General features: G+C 63.1%; 8 protein-coding genes. 4 read left to right on the top strand and 4 right to left on the bottom strand.

Annotated elements, in window-relative coordinates:
* Positions 1 to 336: 336 nt before the first annotated feature.
* Both ACWELQ_RS19785 and ACWELQ_RS19780 read right to left on the bottom strand, forming a co-directional pair.
* The gene (locus tag ACWELQ_RS19785) at positions 337 to 1,245 is read right to left on the bottom strand and encodes an ROK family protein (protein ID WP_452398507.1); all 909 of its coding nucleotides are present in this window, start codon (positions 1,243 to 1,245) and stop codon (positions 337 to 339) included.
* Between the two features lie 46 nt (positions 1,246 to 1,291).
* Positions 1,292 to 1,741, bottom strand: coding sequence for a hypothetical protein (locus tag ACWELQ_RS19780; RefSeq protein ID WP_452398506.1), 450 nt, complete (start codon positions 1,739 to 1,741; stop codon positions 1,292 to 1,294).
* A gap of 261 nt (positions 1,742 to 2,002) precedes the next feature.
* Here ACWELQ_RS19780 and ACWELQ_RS19775 point away from each other — a divergent pair, with 261 nt between their 5' ends.
* The 3 genes from ACWELQ_RS19775 (at position 2,003) to ACWELQ_RS19765 (ending at position 5,606) form a co-directional block, all read left to right on the top strand.
* Positions 2,003 to 2,674 carry a MerR family transcriptional regulator gene (locus ACWELQ_RS19775; protein ID WP_452398505.1) on the top strand — a complete coding sequence of 224 codons (672 nt, stop codon included), beginning with the start codon at positions 2,003 to 2,005 and terminating at the stop codon, positions 2,672 to 2,674.
* Positions 2,675 to 3,091: 417 nt separating this feature from the next.
* Complete coding sequence (locus ACWELQ_RS19770) at positions 3,092 to 3,409, top strand: polyprenyl synthetase family protein (RefSeq protein WP_452398504.1); 318 nt, start codon at positions 3,092 to 3,094, stop codon at positions 3,407 to 3,409.
* Between the two features lie 1,189 nt (positions 3,410 to 4,598).
* Positions 4,599 to 5,606 carry a replication protein RepA gene (locus ACWELQ_RS19765; RefSeq protein ID WP_452398503.1) on the top strand — a complete coding sequence of 336 codons (1,008 nt, stop codon included), beginning with the start codon at positions 4,599 to 4,601 and terminating at the stop codon, positions 5,604 to 5,606.
* A gap of 86 nt (positions 5,607 to 5,692) precedes the next feature.
* On the opposite strand, the gene ACWELQ_RS19760 is transcribed toward ACWELQ_RS19765, so the two are convergent.
* Both ACWELQ_RS19760 and ACWELQ_RS19755 read right to left on the bottom strand, forming a co-directional pair.
* Positions 5,693 to 6,394, bottom strand: coding sequence for a ribbon-helix-helix domain-containing protein (locus ACWELQ_RS19760; RefSeq protein WP_452398502.1), 702 nt, complete (start codon positions 6,392 to 6,394; stop codon positions 5,693 to 5,695).
* Complete coding sequence (locus ACWELQ_RS19755; protein ID WP_452398501.1) at positions 6,395 to 7,318, bottom strand: ParA family protein; 924 nt, start codon at positions 7,316 to 7,318, stop codon at positions 6,395 to 6,397. It lies immediately after the preceding gene.
* A gap of 4,943 nt (positions 7,319 to 12,261) precedes the next feature.
* On the opposite strand from ACWELQ_RS19755, the gene ACWELQ_RS19750 reads away from it, so the two are divergent.
* A complete protein-coding gene (locus ACWELQ_RS19750) occupies positions 12,262 to 13,233 on the top strand; it encodes a replication protein RepA (RefSeq protein WP_452398500.1) in 972 nt (323 codons plus the stop codon).
* Positions 13,234 to 13,293 lie beyond the last annotated feature (60 nt).

Raw genomic sequence — 13,293 nt, 5'->3', positions numbered from 1 at the left:
CTTGGCCAGCTGCCGTTGCAACATGCGCTGCCATCCGGCGAACTCCCGGGGCTCCGCCCCCACCGAGGCCACCGAGATCGTGTCGGACACCAACGTTTCGACCGTTATCCACGGAATCACCGAGCCGCTCCGCATCGCACCTGCCCGTGCCAGCTGTTTCACCGAATGCAAGGTCCACCTCCCAACTCATTGAATGTACCGTTATTTAGCGGCTCATTCAATGGGTCTCGGAGGCTTGCGGGCTTGGCCGCTCTCCGCGACGGAACAACCTCGGTGGTTTAGCTCTGTCGTTGCCATTCCGGAATTCGGCGCCCCCGCGCCGTCCCTCGGCGCCGATCATGACGTGATGGGAGGTTCGTTGGCTCCGGCGAGGGCGAGAAATCCGGCGCCGGCCAGGACCGCGACCTCGCCGAGCTTCGACGGAACCACCCGCAGCCCGGGCAGATACCCGAGCCTCGCATGCTCGGCCACAGCCGTGCCCAGAGGGTTCCACAGCGATCGCCCCGCTGCGGTGACACCGCCACCCAGCACCACCAGATCGACGTCGAGCAGCGCGCTCACCGAGGCGATGGCGCGGCCCAGCGCGGTCCCCGCCCGGCCCAGTGCCGCCACTGCGACGGGGTCACCGGCGCCAGCGTCGGCGGTCAAGTCGGTCAGGGACTCTCCGCGCCATCCCTGCGTCCGCGCCCACCGGCACAGTGCCAGCCCGCCCGCCACCGCCTCCAGACAGCCGTGACCGCCGCAAGCGCATGGTTCGTCGAAGCCGGGCACCAGTACGTGACCGATGTTGCCCGCATTGCCGGTGCGACCGACCACCGCGAAGCCGCCGACCGTGATCCCGCCGATGACATGCTCGGAAATCGACAGCGAGAGCGCCTCGGTCGCCTCGCGCGCCGCACCGAAGTGCCGCTCGCCCAGCGCCAGGCACACTCCATCGACCGCGAGGTGCACGGCGGCGCCCGGAAAGAGCTCACGCGCCGCGGCAACGAGGGTGAAGCCCGACCTCCACTCCGCGACTGTCGGCGGTGCGACGATGCCCGCCGCCATATCGATCGGCCCGGTGCACGCGATACCGAGGGACGTGACCTCGGTCCCGGCCGCCGCCTTGGCCAGCAGGTCGGCGCAACACTCCCAGGCTGCTCGATCCGGGATCGGCGCGTGCAGGATGTCCTCTGTTTCGACATCGTCGGCGACCTGGGCCGCGGTGAAGCGAGCGGGCCCGATCTCAAGTGCCAGCAGGGTCATGAACCGACCACCCGCACAGCCCTTTCCGCTCCGGTGCGAGATGAGGTCATCGATCGCCGGTACCGGTGGGCCGCAGGGGACGTCCCAGCACCAGCATCCGCTGGGGCACGGGCGCAGGCTCGGCATGCCTCGGATTCTCGCCGGTGCGAATGATCCGTATGGGCCGACGATGATCGGTCAGGACCGTGCGATGGCGATCCAGATCCTCGACGACCTTGCCGGCGTTGTCGTAGGCGATTCCCGCCCAGATCATCGCGCGCGGATTGTCACCCCTGTTGATCAGGGCTTGGACCAATTGCTCGCAGCTGGCGAGAAGCGGACAGTCATGACAGGTCTGGACGGCTGCTCGCCAGGTTTCGGGTGTTCCGATGTCGAGATCCCAGTGATCGGGGCCATCGGCGCAGGGTGGGCGCTGGGACTTGGCCGCGCCGATCGCGACCGGTGTGTACGCAGCGGTGGTTGTGGGCGACGTGATAGTCGCGTAGGTGATACGCATGGCCGTCTCCGGGGAATACCTGGGACGCACTCGGGGTGGTCCCTGTTCGGGAGGATCGTCAGGGCCGCTCAACGGTCCCCGGAAGCCGACGAATAGTGCCGGTCCCGGCACGTTAACCGACCCGTGGCTAAGGCCGCAAGGGTTTACACCGTTATATAACGGCACATTGACTTGGGTTCACCTGTGTTGCATCGTTGTATAGCGGCTCGTTAGATTCCGAACCGCTCTTACGCCGTCAACTCTCCGAGGACGATCGCCACTGTGGAGTACACAATCGATGAACTAGCTCGGGCGGCTGACACGACCGTGCGTAGCGTTCGCGTGTACCACGAACGCGGCCTTCTCCCCTCGCCGGACGTACGCGGTCGCATCGGCTACTACGACGCCGATCATTTCAACCGGCTGCAGACCATCAGTCGGCTGCTGAGCCGCGGGATGAAGCTCAACGGCATCCGAGAGTTGCTCGATGCCTGGGATCGCGGCGAAGGTTTGGCTGAGGTGCTCGGTGTCTCGGATCAATCCGATACCGGCGGGCAGATGTCGCCCAATCCTGCCGATCTCTCGGCCGATCTGCCCGAACCGCTGCGGAAAGCTCTCGCCGAGAGCGACGACCCTCTGCAGTCTTATCGCCTGATCAACCCACGCTGCGGTGATCTCGCCCTGCGCCTGGTGGATGCCGGACTGCCCGTCGCCCAGGCGATCGCGATGGTGGAACGGCTCAGGGCTGATTGTGTCCAGCTCGCTGATCGATATTCGCCAGAGATGTTTCACCATCTGGCCGGTCGTGCCTATGAGCAGTCCGCGCGGTCAGCCAAGGACCGCAGTGCTTTCGAGACAAATCTCGCGATCGCCCGCTTGCTGATCACCCATGCGGCGGCCGAGCTGTTCGAACAAACCCTGACCCGTTCGGCCGCCCTCGCCCAACAGGATTGACGGTTCGCCGGCCGCGCGCTGTGCCGCAACACGATTCAACCTGCAACGTTTGACTGCCCGGCTGACCGGGTCTCGACAGGCCTACGCGATCCGGCCAGCGCCAGAATGGCGGCACGGGCGCCCGACGGTGTGGGCTGTCTCGGGTGTAGATAATGCGATTTTGCTCGGTGATGTGTTGCGCACCTTAACATTTCGCACGGTATCGACCGAGTCGTCGCCGTCGCTTGTGATGGAGGCGACGGCGCGACTCGCTACAATCGTCATCGGGGTGTGCCGGGCAGCACGAGGACTGCGTCTTCGAAACCTGCACGAGGCCCGGCGTGAACGAGTAGATCGCGATGGTGTTCGGAAAGACCGGAGCGCCGATCGGTTGCGCTGCCGCGTTGGGCGCCTTGTGCGCGGGAGCTCCTGCCGAGGGTGGTTGTAGCCGCGGAGTCTTTCGGTAATGAGCCAGGGCTGGTGTTCCAGTTCGTGGATGACATCATCGGGCTGTGCGGCGATCCTCGGACCACAGGTAAATCTGCAGGCCGAGATGTGCTCAGGCGTAAACGGACCGTACCGGTCGTGGGCGCGTTCGTATCCGATACTGCTGCAACGCGACAACTCGCAGACCTCTGGCTGTCACAGATACCGATGACAGCCGCAGAGATGGAGACGCGACCGGCCTTGTCAGAGAAGCCGGAGGTCTGGCCCGTGCCAGCGAGCTTGCCGAACGTTGTGTCGCAGCCACGCTGACGGCACCGGCTGCAGATCTGCACACCGCAGATCTGGCCTCGCTTGCCCAGCTGGTTGCCGACTGCAAGGCGCGAAGGCGCCGACCGCAGAACCGGAACGGCTACGTCGGCCGGAGTGCAGCTCAGCACTGGCCGATCAGATGGTTCACATTGGGGGGCGGCTGGAGAGGGGGTCACTTATTCACAGCCGTCGCCAGCCTACTACAGGAATCTCTTCTAGGAAAAGAACTACATGGGGACCGCGTTTCATGCGTGTCACCTGCGCAAATACAGGGTCCGCGTCCGCAAGATATGCGTGGTCCGTCCGCAAGATATGCGCGGCGTCCTGGGCGAACACCGACACCCGCGTCCGCAAGGTATGCGTGAACAAAGCTCGATTCACTCGACCGCCGGGCCATCACCTGTGCACAACGTCCGCAGCGTATGCGTGGATAACTTCTCTCCTTCACTGTCCGCGAGCTATGCGTGCTGTCCTGGTGTTTCCCGGCTGGCACCTGCTCGGCATCCGAACTACGGAATTGCATTCTGACCTGCGATGATGTGTCGCAACGCAGCAAATTTCGACTCGCCATGACACGCATATCTCGCGGACGCGATCTATCCACCGTCCGCGAGATATGCGTGGACAACGCCCTGAGCGTCCGCAAGTTATGCGTAATCCACGCCCCACCGTCCGCGAGTTATGCGTGCGATGGACCCCCGCCGTCGGCCGCGAATCGTCCGGGCTTGAGGCCGTTCGCGTGTCCGCGAGTTATGCGTGCCGACGGTCCTCAACGGCCAGCGCGCCTGTCACGCGGCTCCTGTACGGCCAGAGGACCCACTATTCCCACTGATGAGAAATCGAGAGCTGTTGTCGTATGTTCGGTGATGTGTTGGATCTGCCTGTGGCCCTACGGCACCCACCACCGGGTCTGGGCATCGATGCCGGCTCCGCCTGTGGGTGGCAACGGTGAGCCCTGACGCGTATGTCAGCAGGATATGCGTGAGCTGAGCTGCGATTTTCCGGTTATCTGCCGCACTACGGGGCCGGGGCGCCGCGGAAAACATCGATTGGGGATGGTGTATGCCACTCGTGAAACGCCCTTTGACCGGTGGATGTCCGCAAGTTATGCGTGTCTACAGCGCCCCGGAAAGCATCTGGACCAGCACCGATCAGATCTTGTCCGCGTGTTATGCGCAGGGCCGGTCGAATGCTGTCCGCGTGTTATGCGCGGACCGTCCCGGACACGGGCACAGAGAAACTGGCATTTTACTGTGAACGTGCAATGCTAGGGCGCGTGCCTCGCCCCAAACGCAGCCCGTTGGACATTGTCCGCGCGGCGGCGGAGGTTTGGGATGGTGAGCAGGAGGTGGGATACCTGGCTCGCGTCTTCACCCAGACCTCGCTGCCCTATCGAGATCCAGGTGATGTGCCGGCGTGGGGTCGACGCAACGGTGATCTGTCACTGACTGTCCAGCCCGGTATGACCACCGACATCCACAACAAGCCTGTATCGGTCGGCTATCCCTACGGGACGATGCCACGCCTCATCCTGACCTTCCTCTCGACCGAGGCCGTGCGTACCGGTTCGCCCGAGATCGTGCTCGGCGACAGCCTGACCGACTTCATGGGCGCGATGGGCCTGTCCGCGACCGGGGGCAAGAACGGGTCGCTCACCCGGATGCGCAATCAGTCGCATCGACTGTTCAACGCCACGTTGACCATCGAGTACAAGGGCGATGCCAACCGCCGTATCGGTGCGAAGTTGTATGTGGCCAGCGCGTACAACATTTGGTGTGGCAACGAACCCGAGGACGGGCAACCCTCTCTGTTCACCTCGACCGTCCGTCTCAGCGACGAATTCTTCCGTGAGGTCACCGCGCACCCGGTTCCGTTGGACATGAACGCGATCAAGGCCCTGGGCGGTTCGGCGCTGCGCCTGGACATCTATGCCTGGCTGACCTACCGCATGTTCTCGGTGAAGCGCGAGACGACGGTGCCGTGGGAATCGCTGATGGCCCAGTTCGGTTCGGCCGCCGCCACTTCCGACCGTCGGCGCCGCCATCAGTTCCGGCGTGATTTCACCGACGGGCTCAAGCAGGTGCTGGTGGTGTATCCGCAGGCGAACGTCGACACGACCGACGCGGGCGTTGTGTTGCGACCAGGACTCCCCCATATCCCCATGTCGAACGGGTTCAGGTCCCTGGCACGTGCGTGAATGAGACTGCCGCTCGGACCAACCGAACGGGACGACGATCGGGTCGGTCCGCCGGTGCCGTTCCGTGGACCCGGCGGACCGCCTGATCAGCTTTCGTCCGCCTCATCGGCCGAGCCATCAGCTCCGCCGAGTCGGGCGATGTCCTCGGCGAGATAGAGCTTGAGCGCCTCGTCCACGAGCGCGCTGCGGCTGCCCGCCTGCCACTCGACCACCAGGTTGTCGAGCAATTCGATGTCAGGAGCGATGATTCCGGCCAACGGAATCTTCACCGGGGGCTCGGTATGGCGCCGCCGACGGGGACGGGCCTGATCCACTCGGCTGAACAGGCGACCTGCGGGTTTGGCGTCGGCTTGGTCCCGAAAGTGCTGCCGCAGTTCGGTTTCGAACTGCTCGATCGCGTCCAGCACCACTTCGCCATAGCTGCGGCCCCGACCACGCCGCTGCTTCTCGCCATGGGTGAGCTGCCGAAGCGCTTCCGCGACCCGTGCGCCCACGTGGGCTTCGGCGATCGTCTGTGCCGCCCGGGCTCGGGCGGGCGTGGTGCGTGTGCGCTTGGCCGCTGTTTCCGTCGTGGTGCCCTTGGCGGCGGACTTTCGCGGCGATTTGGGTGCCGCGGGTGCGACATCCACCGCTGCATTGCCATTGATGGGGAGGTCGTGAACCGGCACGATCGCCGAGGCAGCAGGCGGCTTCGGCAGCGCGGCAGTGGGTACCGGAGGCGGCGACACCGGCAGCAGATCGTCGATGTCGTCCAGATCGTCGTTCTTGAATGCCCCTTTCCGAGCCATTTACACAACCTCCTTCGCACGCTCGCCGGCAGCCAGCCGGACGAGCACTTCCCTTGTCAGCTTTTGGTAGTCGGTGGCCAGCGGTTCGGTGTCACGTGACCACTTCTTGGCCGGGGTGTCGTCCGGGTCCGTGTTCTCCCCGTTCTTCGACGGGGAGAAGTCGATGAGCTCCTCCGCGGTCAGGTGGAAGGCGCGGGCATCGAGCGAGGTGGCCTTGTCCTGGCGAATGAAGCTACGGAAGGGCTCGATCCCGGTGCCCTCCAACAGATCCATGATCTTGCCCAGCGTGTCCTCATTGCGACGCACAGCGCGCGGGTTGCAGTCGAACAGGACCATGCCCATCAGTTCGACATGCGCGCCGTTCTTGCGGGCCCAGAGATACCGGCGGGCAAGCAGTTCCGCGCCGTCGATGCTGCCGTCGTCCTCCTTGGTCGGAACGATCAGCCAGCTCACCACCTGGAGCAGCAGATCAAGGACGCCGCGGTCGCCGGGGCCTGAGTCGATGAGCACCAGGTCGTAGCCGACGGTGTCGACCAATGACTCCAGGGCGATCAGCAGATTCTCGCGAGGATCGATGCCGTGCTGCTCAGCACCGGCCACGACCGTCCCTGCCATGGCGAGAAGCTTTCCGCCACAGACGACATCCAATCCGGGACGGACATCGCGGACCGGTTCGAGCGCCGACCCGTACTGCAGTGTCATGGCCAGCGAGCGGCCTTCATCGGAGTTCTTGACACCCAAATCCCGGATGGTGCAGTTGCCCTGCTGATCGGCGTCGACGACGAGGACCCGCTTCCCCCGCCGGGCGACCGCGACCGCGATGGCCGCGACGATCGAGGACTTCCCCACTCCCCCTTTTTGGTTGGCCACCAAGATGGTTCGTCTCACGGCGCGGAGATCCGACAGCAAACGCGTACTCGTCACGCACGGGACAGTACCGGAGCCAAGAGGACCTGAACAACCATCGCCGAGGGGTGTGTCGCGGTCGAGCAGGAGACGAAGTCGACCACGGTTACGACTGTCAAAGCCGTTGCATGGCAATCGCTCCGATGCACTGTCCCGAGATTCGCAGCTCACATGGGGCTTTGTTGGGCCTGCGACCATGCCGGTTGTCCGAGAGCAGCCATGCTCCTCGGACCTGTAATAACTTGCACCTCCGGACAGTTCATGTCGATTGTCCGTCGACACGACCGCGGGCAAGTCCTATATGCGGCGGTCGATCTGGTCTCATTACCGTGCGTCTGACAGACCCTTTGGAGAACAGCTGTAATCGTCATCATTAGCGGGAATTCAGTCGCCCGCAGACCGGTAAGTGTTGCGCCGCAGACTGTTACCGCATCGCCTGCGCCATGACAGGTGATCGTACTGGCGTAGTAAGCGCTCCGAAACCATACCTGAGCGGCTGCCTCAAGAACTTCGCCTGGAAGGGCTGTTGCGCCTGCTATGTATGCGGTCGTTGATGCTGTTGATAGACGTATCAGGGAAGTCGCATTTACTTTGATCGATTGCATGACAGCAGAGTTGCCCACATCGCGAGTTGTAATTGCGCCCCCTGACCTTGGCTGGTAGTTGGCCGTGCTTTCCGTCGAGAAACGGATCGCAGGCAGAGCTGATGAGGTGGCGATGCAACAAGTCTTCTGATCTGTCAGCAGTAGCCTCAAACCAGCGACGTAATACTTGGCCGGATAAACAACTTTTGAACAACCCAGACGCCTGCTCCTGGTTCGGATCATTGCAGCGAACCTTGCGCCAGCACGCGAAGCGAGCGCTGAACTCACAGTAATAGATGTAGTACGAATGAGCTGACTGACGTTCATTGAGGGCGCCTCAGTATTCGCATTCGAAACGATCTGATTGCGGGCGACTGAAACGGCCTCGCCAATAGCGCTTTCAGTTACCGAAGAAGCGCCCTTACGTACTGCCATCTCCAAGGGCGAGACATGCGGCTTTAGCTTTGGCCAACAGTAGGCAGGTAAATCGCCAATCGACTGGACACTGCGAGCCGGTTGATGCTGTGCGGTTGAGGCTGTCCGTTGAGGGGCGTTACTGACGGCAGTCGAACGTGTAGAACGATCGGGCCGAACAGCGCCACCAAACCAAGCACCTTGAGGTGGCACGAAAGCGACAGAGGTTACCGTCTCATCTAACGTCGCACGGTACGTCGCATGATGCGTCGTAGAAGTAGTCTTCCGTAGGACGTTACGACTTGCCTCTTTGATGGCCAATGCAGATGCATATTCACGTACAAGGCGGTAATTCTGCAGCTCAGAGCCACTATTTGTCAGACAATTGACACTCGTGCAGCCCGTCCTGAGCTGAGCCCAATGCGCTGAATTCGACTTCCCGAGCATCGGAATCGAACCATGAGAGCGGGTGGAGCCGAGTGTTGATTCGCAACACATGTCGAGCACTGGGTCCCGCTCCTCTCGGTCTCGTTCTTGCCCTGGCTTCAGATCAGCTTGAGGTAAGGCGAGTCTAGCGTTTGATCATGGCTCGTGCGTCCACGGCGGCGCCGTCGAGCCGCGCGGTTGGATCGCTCGAACATCGCGTCACGATGCGGCAGGCAGCTCCTCGATAGCGGTCGCCGTTCTCGGTGCTACACCACTCGTGAACGCGCTGCGCAGGGGAGAAGTCCAGCCGATCGAAATCCGTCGCCTTCCGCGCCGACAAGCCGGTCCGGCCATGCCCGATAACGGGACAGAGCAAGCATCGAAACTTCGATCCTGGTGTCCCGGCGAGTGCAGCGTGTATACAAACGCTGCCGAGAGCTGATGGTGGCGCTTCGACCATCGCGGGACGAATCAGACCCGAAATGATCCGCGACGTTCGGATGACTTTCACGATCTACCGATACCGTTCTGAGGCGCAGCGCTGACCTTGCCGAGGCGTGGCGGGGGTCTGATTGTCTGGCGTGGGTAGTCGTCGACCACTACCCCGGGGATGGCTCGAGTTCGCAGACATCGCTCGGCCAACTCGGACGTGATGCGGGCTGCCAAAGGCGGCGAACGGCCCAATGCGACGGGCCTCGATTGCTCCCCGCCTGGAAATGGTCCGTGTCGGACCTATCCGCTGCCAGGTCCCTGCTCTCAGGGGGTCCGCGGGACTTCGTGCTCCCCGTCCGGCCCCGGCTGTCAGTCCGACGCAGCGCGGGACAGATCCAATCTCACGGGCGAGGTACCCGATGTCGCGGTCTGACCCGCCCGGTTATCCGATCGTGCTTCTACACAACGGGCGGGTGCTGCCGAAGGCGGCCATTCGGCGGCGCGATCATCCGAGACCGGACCGTGGGCGACGACGGCATTGTCCTCTACCGCACTCAGGCTTCTCCGGCCCGCGCGCGATTGCACTCCGAACCGGGTCCAGGCGACGGGTTGCGGTGTGAGCCGGGCATCGACCTGCCTCTGACAGCCACTCTGCAGGCGTCAGTGCCTTTCTAATCGTGTGGACCCATTCGGCCGAACGCGGTGGCGGTCGGCTCCATACTCGCAAGCTCAACGTGATGAAGTGCTCGACGATGCGCGAGTTTCAGTGCCGCCCGCCCGGCTGCTCGGGGTATCGCGGCGGGGCCGGAGGACTCGACCTGTCGAGGGCTGAGCCGTTGGGGGAGAGGTCCAAGACCTCGAACCGGACAGTTGCTGACCGATTGCCAAGAATGGCTTGATTTCGCCTGTTTTGCCCGATTGTCACGCCAGACGATCGGTGCCTCACGCGAAAAGGGCCTCTGATTGCCCCGTATATGGATCGAACCATCGCATTGGGGCATGGACATGCCCGTCGCCTCAAAAATCCGTCAGCGTCGAGTCTGGCGCAGAGTAGGCCCTCTACCTGCATCTATATGCCTCGGAACCGTCGTTGACGCGACGGATGCCCGTTCGTCCCGCCCCCGGCATCCGTCGGACCGCCCTGCGCGATCGCGGCCACGTTGCGTGTCGAAGCAACTGGACGCCTGGCCGCTAAGCGCGACCCGCCATGTCGCGGGATCCGGCGACTCCTAGAGTTGAGGGTTCGAATTCCAGCTTCCGACCGATGTACGAATCCTGTCCGGAACGAAACTTGGACTCCCGGGGCCGGAATCGCCTGTGGCGCAACCGACTGACTGGGCACGGTCGGTCACGTCCGATACCAGCGCGGGCAATGATCACCAGGCGGGGAGGCAGCAGCCGATGCTGAACGTCCCGTCGGGGTTCAGCTAATGGCGGGTCTGGATGGCCACGCATTTCCTGCCGACCGAGGTTCCGCGGCGGCCGGCACGACGCCGACGCCTCCTGGCCTCCGGTCGGCAAGAAATGCGCACATTCTCCGACCGAACGATCGCGACCAGCGAAAATGTGCGGTCGTGAAGGCCGTGGAGCGCTGAGCGAAGGCTTGGAATCGTCGGCCGGATCCGACTGCGGTATGCCGATCGTCGTCGGGACAGCGTATTCGTCGCCGACCTGGTCAGCGATGGGTTCTCCCTGCTGAGTCGGACGTCGCGGGCCGACGGACGAAGCATCGATTCACGCATTTCTCGCCGACCGCGTCCACCTCACGTGTTACCGGTCAGAGAGCTCAAGCGGCGACCGTTTGTGCAGGTCAAATGAGTTTCTTTGGTTGCCTTCGCGTGGCCCGTACCGCATCGCGCTCCGCAGCTCTCTCAGTCGGGTGCGATGGATCGTCGCGCATAAGCCGCCGACCAGCCGCGTCGCGATGCGGACCTCGAATCGCCTGCGGCACATCCGTTCTGTGCGCATTAAGTGCCGACTGTTCCCTTCCTGACCCCGTGAACTGCCTCGATGCCGACCACCGTGCGCGGGTTACGGTCGGCTTGTTATGCGTGCCGCACCAGCCTGACGGTGTCTGCCCAGCTCTCACCCCTATCGCGCATTAAAAGCCGACTATCCCAGCTGAAGACCTTGATCGGCCGCACCCCGCACCTTTTCCGCACGCGCGGCGTGGATGCCATGGACCGCCCATCTGGCCGCGCACACCGACTGGGTGCACATTTCTTGCCGACCCGGCGTTTTCCGCGAGTGGCGGCGCTGTCCAGGCGCTCGAGTTCCCCCGCGGCTGCATCGGCCCGGCTTCGAAGGCCCGCGACGGGCACTCGAACGTCCGTCGGCGATCGTGAAGTCCGCGGAGGGCGGGGGCATGACGCCCGACGCGCCGAACCACGCATTTCTTGCCGACCTGCGTTTTGTCCACTATGTTCAATTCAGGTGATGCGCATTTCTCGCCGACCTTGTTCATGATTCTGTGTAGAAGCCTGTGGATAACGGATTCTGCCCACACATTAGAAGCCGACCTCGTATCTTGCGTTTCTCCGCTTCTACACACATTCCTTGCCGACCATCCACACATTAAAAGCCGACCACTGGCCTCTATTTTTGCAGGTCAGACTGCATAAATTCGACCCTACAAGTAGTTGTTCTTCTAGTAGGAAAAATATCTAGTAGTAGTAGTAGGCGCGCGAATTCTGTGCACAACCCGGGCCGCCGTCGCGCCCATCGGTCGGTCGCGATCCCGCGCCTGCATCCTGGATATGCACCGGCGCATCCTCAGCCCTCTCCGGGCACTCTTCAGACCCCGGTCCCCACTCGGTTGCGGGTTCCCGACTGGTCGGGTCACCGCACCCGCCGGGCGTACGCGAGGGATCCCGTGCCGTGAGCGGCGAGGTCGGCTTCTAATGCGTATTCGGCCCCCAAACCTCGTGGTCGCTCGAGATCGTACCGGTGTCCGCCGACTATGTGCGCATTTCTTGCCGACCTCCCGCGTGGAAAGTGTGACTCCAGTCATGCGAAATCCGATTATCAGAGGAATCGGGTCGGCTTGTAATGCGCATAGACACGGACACACCGATCGCAGGCGGGCATATCGGCGTTATCCGTGCAATGCTGACCGTTATGCCGCGGCCGAAAAGAGATGAAGCAGAGCTCGCCGCCTGCGCTGCCGAGATCCAGGCCCTGCGCGAGCAGGAGCTTCAAGAAGTCGGCTATCTGGGGCGCCTCTTCACCCAGTTCAGCCTGCCCTACAAGGATCCCGGCCTGGAGAAGGCGGTGTGGGGTCGCCAGAGCGGCGCGTACCGGATCTCGGTGCAGCCGGGCATGGTCATGGAGGACGGCGTCGCGCAGTCCTACGGCTTTCCCTACGGCGGCATTCCCCGACTGATTCTGGCCCATTTGTCGACGGAGGCCGTTCTGACCGGCGAGCCCGTCATCGTGCTCGGTAACTCCCAGAGCGAGTTCATGCGGACGGTCGGGCTCGGCCGCGCGACCGGGGGAAAAACCGGGACGATCGGACGTTTCCAGAACCAGACCGAGCGGCTGCTCCGGTGCAGCATCATCATCGATTACAAAGACAGCAACGCCAAGCAGCGGTCCAAAGCCATCAAGCTGAGCGTCGCGACGAGTTGGGACCTGTGGTGGACGGGCCAGACGGGACGGACGGCGCGGCGCGGAGAACTACAACCGGCACTGATGGCCAGCACGATCAACCTGTCGACCGAATTCTTCAAGGAAGTCATCGCTCACCCCGTGCCGGTCGACATGAAGGTGCTCAACGCGTTGCAGTCCTCGCCCATGGCGATGGACATCTACATCTGGCTGACCTACCGCGTCTTCAAACTCGAAGACCCAGTGCGGATCTCGTGGCCGTTGCTGATGCTCCAGTTCGGCACCAGCCTCGCCGACACGAAGCAGGGGCGCCACCAGTTCCGGCGCGACTTCAAAAAGCACCTGGACGCGGTCCGGAACTTCTACCCGGATCTCAACGTGACAGTTGACGACCAAACCGGATTGACCCTCTACCCGAGCCCCACCCATGTCCTCAAGAAGCCGGCCCGGCGGCTACATGTCATCGAATGAGTTCCCGGGCGAGTCAGCTTCCCGATGTGTTGGTCGAGACCACGCCTGATTGAATATGAC

Source organism: Nocardia sp. NPDC004722, assembly GCF_053601505.1.
The sequence above is the reverse complement of the archived record's forward strand: the minus strand, read 5'-3'. Positions and strand labels throughout refer to the sequence as shown.

Bases quoted from the DNA above. Each gene is read 5' to 3' on its own strand.
- ACWELQ_RS19785 (WP_452398507.1), bottom strand. From the start codon at position 1,245: ATGACCCTGCTGGCACTTGAGATCGGGCCCGCTCGCTTCACCGCGGCC.
- ACWELQ_RS19780 (WP_452398506.1), bottom strand. From the start codon at position 1,741: ATGCGTATCACCTACGCGACTATCACGTCGCCCACAACCACCGCTGCG.
- ACWELQ_RS19765 (WP_452398503.1), top strand. From the start codon at position 4,599: ATGCTGTCCGCGTGTTATGCGCGGACCGTCCCGGACACGGGCACAGAG.
- ACWELQ_RS19760 (WP_452398502.1), bottom strand. From the start codon at position 6,394: ATGGCTCGGAAAGGGGCATTCAAGAACGACGATCTGGACGACATCGAC.
- ACWELQ_RS19750 (WP_452398500.1), top strand. From the start codon at position 12,262: ATGCTGACCGTTATGCCGCGGCCGAAAAGAGATGAAGCAGAGCTCGCC.